The sequence below is a fragment of the Lacinutrix salivirga genome (assembly GCF_053604675.1).
Genome location: NZ_JBSHNP010000006.1, coordinates 1 through 614 on the forward strand (window position 1 = coordinate 1; position 614 = coordinate 614).

Genomic DNA, 614 nt, shown 5'->3' on the forward strand with positions numbered 1-614 from the left:
ATTTTGTTTCGTTTTTTAGTTGTTACACGGTTTTTCTTTAATATTATTTATAGCATTAGCATTATAAGTTACTCTTGTAAAATCGTTAAAATTTTCATCAGTTTTATACATAGTTGCTCCCATATTTGCTTCATCCATAAACTGTAAAAAGGCAGCTAATACAATATTGTTATCTGTATTTGTCTTTTTTATTAATGCATTTTTATCTTCAAAATACAAATTTTTCAACTTTTGCCACTCTTCTTTTTTATCCAACCATTCCAAAGCTAACTCAGTATTGGTAATATTTGGAGGTTCAGGATTTAAAATATAACTAAAGGCTTCCAAAAACCGTGCCTCTTGCATTTTTATTAAGCGCATTTTTACCTTGGGCAGTAACTGTGGTTTTGGTTTTAGGAGGTGTGTACTTAGCCTATGAAGGTGCCGAGAAAATCTTTGAGTACTTTGTGCCTCACGAACCTAAAGAACGAGTGAATAGCTTAGATCATAAACTAAGTGAAGCTGAAATATTGGCATTAGAAAAAACTAAAATTAAATCTGCAATTGTTACAGATTTCATATTATCTGTAGAAATAGTAATTATTGCTTTAGGCACAGTAGTTGACCAGACCTTA

2 protein-coding genes are annotated in these 614 nt (G+C 30.8%); one reads left to right on the forward strand and one right to left on the reverse strand.

The genetic code is table 11. The features are described from left to right. Positions 1-15 precede the first annotated feature (15 nt). Positions 16-345 carry a hypothetical protein gene (locus tag ACVC5O_RS00025; RefSeq protein ID WP_452219418.1) on the reverse strand — a complete coding sequence of 110 codons (330 nt, stop codon included), beginning with the start codon at positions 343-345 and terminating at the stop codon, positions 16-18. Here ACVC5O_RS00025 and ACVC5O_RS00030 point away from each other — a divergent pair. Beyond that, positions 333-614 (forward strand): DUF808 family protein (locus tag ACVC5O_RS00030; protein WP_452219419.1); only part of this gene is annotated, 282 nt, incomplete at its 3' end. The genes ACVC5O_RS00025 and ACVC5O_RS00030 overlap by 13 nt on opposite strands.

Bases quoted from the DNA above. Each gene is read 5' to 3' on its own strand.
- ACVC5O_RS00025 (WP_452219418.1), bottom strand. From the start codon at position 345: ATGCAAGAGGCACGGTTTTTGGAAGCCTTTAGTTATATTTTAAATCCT.